This is a genomic window from Actinotalea ferrariae CF5-4, assembly GCF_000603945.1.
Taxonomy (GTDB): Bacteria; Actinomycetota; Actinomycetes; order Actinomycetales; family Cellulomonadaceae; genus Actinotalea; species Actinotalea ferrariae.
In genome coordinates, this window is record NZ_AXCW01000344.1 from 1 (window position 1) to 3481 (window position 3481).

A 3481-nucleotide genomic window follows, 5' to 3' on the forward strand; every position below is an offset into this window, starting at 1 on the left:
CGACGACGACGGCGCCCGCGAGCGTCCCGGCCGATGTGAGGTCGGCGGGGCGGGCGACGCCGGGGCCGTCGAGCAGCGCCAGCGCGCCGGGCGCCTCGGCCCGGGCCGCGTACCGCGCGTGGTAGACCTCCCGACGCCGTGCGTCGGTGAGGACGACGACCTCCTGGGCCGGCTCGGCGGTCCGGTCGCGGTACGCCTGGGCCGCGAGCGCGTCGAGGCTGCACACGCCGTGGACGGGGACGCCGAGGGCGAAGGCGAGCGTGCGCGCGGTCACCAGGCCGGCCCGCAGGCCGGTGAACGGCGCCGGGCCGGTCCCGACGACGACCGCCGTGACCTCCCGCCGGTCCGCCCCGGCCTCGCGCAGCACGTCGGCGACCAGCGGCGCGAGCAGCTCGGCGTGCCGACGCTGCTCCTCGACCCGTCGGGCGGCGAGTGCCGCCGTGCCGTCCGGGGTGACGAGGGCGACGGTGATGTCCGCGGAGGTGTCGAGGGCCAGCAGCACGGCGCCCATCCTCCCACCGTGGACCTGGGACGCTGTCGTCCTGTGCGCGCGCAGCGCCGTCCGCACCGCCCAGCACGAGGAGCACCCGATGCGCCACACCCCGCGGTACCTCATGACCGACCCCGAGGAGGTCAAGCGCCTCGTCCGCGCCCACCCCTGGGCGACCTTCGTCAGCGCGACCGGCGCCGGCCTGATCGCCTCCCACTACCCACTACGCCGTCCTGTGCCGGCTGACCGACCACTTCGAGCAGCACCACCCGCACGGGCGCTCGCTCGCGGAGGACGAGGCCGGGACCCGCCGGATCGCGAAGGGCACCGTCGGGCTGCGCCTGCACGTCGACCGGTTCGAGGCGCGGGCGAAGCTCAGCCAGAACAAGTCCCCGGAGGTGCGCGAGCGGATCACGCAGCACCTCGCCCGGGACAACCCCGCCCTCGCCGACGAGATGCGCCGGGCAGCGCGCCCCGGGTCCTAGCCCGACCGCGCGCCGGAGCGGCGGGCACTCAGGCCGGGAGCGCGACCCCGGCCCAGCGGGGCCCGACCGCCCGGACGCTCAGGTGCCGCGCCCCGACGTCCGCGTGCTCGAGGTCCTCGTCCACCGCGCCGCCGACGGGCCGCGCGATGGTCACCTCCAGGCGGTCCTCCGACAGCACCTCGGCGAGCCCCTCGCCCCACTCCACGACGGTGACCGAGTCCTCGAGGCTCTCGTCGAGGTCGAGGGCGTCGAGCTCCTCCAGCGAGCCGAGGCGGTACGCGTCCACGTGGACGAGTGACGGCCCGGTCCCCAGCGACGGGTGGACCCGGGCGATGACGAACGTCGGGGACGCGACCTGGCCGCGCACGCCGAGCCCGTCCCCCAGGCCCTGGGTGAAGGTCGTCTTCCCGGCGCCCAGGGGCCCGGTCAGCACGACGAGGTCGCCCGCACGCAGCAGCGCGGCGAGGGCGCGGGCGTAGGCGCGCGTCGCGTCCGCGTCCGCGGCGACGTGCACCACGCCCGGGGCGTCGGCCCGACCGGTCACTGCAGGTCCTCGTCCGCCTCGACGGTCGGCGCGACCGCCTCGTCCCCGACCACGACGCGCGGTACCCGCGCCCCGACGCGCGTGACGATCTCGTAGGAGATGGTCCCCGCGACCTGGGCCCAGTCCTCCGCGGTCGGCTCGCCGTCGGCCCCGGAGCCGAAGAGCACGACCGTGTCCCCGGCCTGCTCCGCGGCGTCCGGACCGAGGTCGAGGACCACCTGGTCCATGCACACGCGGCCCGCGACGCCGAGCCGCCGCCCGCCCACCTGCACCGGGCCGCCCCAGCGGTCCTGCGTGCCGGACGCGTGCCGCGGGACGCCGTCGGCGTAGCCGATCGGGACGAGCCCGAGCATCGTCTCGCGCGGGGTCGTGTAGGCGTGCGCGTAGGAGACGCCCTGCCCGGCCGGGACGCGCTTGACGAGCGCGAGGTCCGCCTCCAGGCGCATCGCGGGCGTCAGCCCGAACGAGGCCGGGTCGCCCACCTGCGGCACCGGCGACAGCCCGTACACCGCGAGCCCGGGCCGGACGAGGTCGTACCGCACGCTCGCGTCGGTGAGCGTGGCCGCGGAGTTCGCCAGGTGCCGCACCTCCAGCCGCGCGCCCGCGCGCTCCGCGAGCGCGACCGCGTCGGCGAACACCGCGGCCTGACCGCGCACCGTCGGGTGGTCGGGCGCGTCCGCGAACGCCAGGTGCGAGAAGAGGCCGACGACGGCGACCGCGCCCTCCGCCTGGGCGCGCAGCGCGGCGTCGAGCAGGTCCGCGAGCTCCGCCGGCGGCACGCCGTTGCGACCCAGGCCCGTGTCGACCTTGACGTGCACCCGGGCGGTGACGCCCGTCGCACGGGCGGCGACGACGACGCCGTCGAGCGCCCACGGGGCCGCGACGGAGAGGTCGACCCGCGCGGCGACCGCGGCCTCCAGGGGGGCACCCGGCCCGTACAGCCACGCGAGCACCGGCGCGGTGATGCCCGCCGTACGCAGGGCGAGCGCCTCGTCGACCTGGGCCACGCCCAGCCAGGTGGCGCCGCCCGCGAGCGCGGCGCGTGCGCTCGGGACCAGGCCGTGCCCGTAGCCGTCCGCCTTGACCACGGCCATGACCGGCACGCCCCCGGCGTGCTCGCGCAGGGCGGCGACGTTCGAGCGGATCGCCGCGAGGTCGACGACGGCGCGGGCGGGGTAGCTGCTCACGGGGCTGCTCACGCGCGCCAGTGTCCCACCGCGCGCGTCCCGGGCCGCCGCGCCCGCGGGCGACCCGCGTTCACCGCACGACGACGGTGGCGCGCTCCCGGCCCCGTGCCACGAGGTCGGCGTTGCGCTGGTCCGGGCCCAGCGCCCACGTCCGCGCCGCCTCGGCCGGCTTGCCGAAGGCGGCGTGCCGGGCGACCAGCCGCTCCACGCGCAGCGCGTCGTCGGTCTCGAGGTACCAGGTCTCGTCGAGCAGCGCGGCGACGTCGGCCCAGGCGCCGTCGTCGTGCAGGAGGTAGTTCCCCTCCACCACGACGAGCGGCACGTCCGGGCCGACCGGGATCGCGCCCGCGACGGGCTCCTCGACCGCCCGGTCGAAGCGGGGGGCGTAGACGACACCGTCGCGGTCGCCCTGCTCGCGCAGGCGGCGCAGGAGGGCGACGAACCCGCCGGCGTCGAACGTGTCGGGGGCGCCCTTGCGGTCGGCGCGGCCCAGGCGCTCCAGCTCCGCCTGGGCGAGGTGGAAGCCGTCCATCGGCACGAGGACGGCGTCCCGGTCCAGCGCCTCGACCACCGCCTGCGCGACCGTGGACTTCCCCGCGCCCGGGGCGCCCGCGATCCCCAGGAGCCGACGCCCGCCGGCCGCGGCGAGCCCCCGGGCCCGCGTCAGGGCCCCGCCGAGGTCGGTGACCACCGGCCCGCTCACACCAGCACCGCGGCCACGGTCCCCGGCAGGGCACGGGCGACGTCCCCGGCGGTGACGGGACCGCCCGGGTTG

General features: G+C 78.1%; 4 protein-coding genes. All 4 read right to left on the reverse strand.

The window, feature by feature from the left end; all coding sequences use genetic code 11:
- On the reverse strand, nucleotides 1-511 hold a 511-nt coding region (gene tsaB, locus N866_RS17460; RefSeq protein WP_034228953.1), incomplete at its 3' end, for a tRNA (adenosine(37)-N6)-threonylcarbamoyltransferase complex dimerization subunit type 1 TsaB.
- A gap of 492 nt (nucleotides 512-1003) precedes the next feature.
- On the reverse strand, nucleotides 1004-1519 hold the full coding sequence (gene tsaE / locus N866_RS17470; RefSeq protein WP_081802785.1) for a tRNA (adenosine(37)-N6)-threonylcarbamoyltransferase complex ATPase subunit type 1 TsaE: 516 nt from the start codon (nucleotides 1517-1519) through the stop codon (nucleotides 1004-1006).
- Complete coding sequence (gene alr / locus N866_RS17475; protein ID WP_425393976.1) at nucleotides 1516-2727, reverse strand: alanine racemase; 1212 nt, start codon at nucleotides 2725-2727, stop codon at nucleotides 1516-1518. Before alr ends, tsaE begins: the two co-directional genes overlap by 4 nt.
- 49 nt (nucleotides 2728-2776) lie before the next feature.
- Nucleotides 2777-3409 (reverse strand): nucleoside/nucleotide kinase family protein, encoded by a 633-nt coding sequence (locus tag N866_RS17480; protein WP_216699481.1) that lies wholly within the window; start codon nucleotides 3407-3409, stop codon nucleotides 2777-2779.
- Nucleotides 3410-3481: the final 72 nt, after the last annotated feature.